The 320-nt window shown below is 59.4% G+C and carries 1 protein-coding gene; it reads left to right on the top strand.

Annotated features, from left to right (window positions below):
- The coding region (locus tag H3H36_RS26410; RefSeq protein ID WP_182220994.1) for a GAF domain-containing protein at window positions 1-320 on the top strand (320 nt) is incomplete at both ends.

The following is a 320-nucleotide window of genomic DNA, read 5'->3' as shown; positions in this document are numbered from 1 at the left end:
AGGCTGTGGAAGAGCATGATTTGCTCGACCAGATTTGCCGCTTATGCGTCGAAACGGGCGGCTACCTGATGTCCTGGGTGGGGCTGGCCGAGCAGGACGGCGACAAGCGAGTCCGGCCTGTCGCCCAGTCCGGATTCGAAGATGGGTATTTGGACAGTATCAAAATTTCTTGGGACAACAGTGAATATGGCAAGGGGCCGTCCGGCACGGCCATTCGCACCGGCAAGACTTGCGTGAACCAGGATGTGCAAGTCAATCCGCGCATGCTGGCCTGGCGCGACGCGGCCATCAAGCGTGGCTACCAATCGAGCATCGCGTTG

Origin of the sequence: Rugamonas fusca (genome assembly GCF_014042365.1) — a bacterium.
Taxonomy (GTDB): Bacteria; Pseudomonadota; Gammaproteobacteria; order Burkholderiales; family Burkholderiaceae_D; genus Rugamonas; species Rugamonas fusca.
The sequence above is the reverse complement of the archived record's forward strand: the minus strand, read 5'-3'. Positions and strand labels throughout refer to the sequence as shown.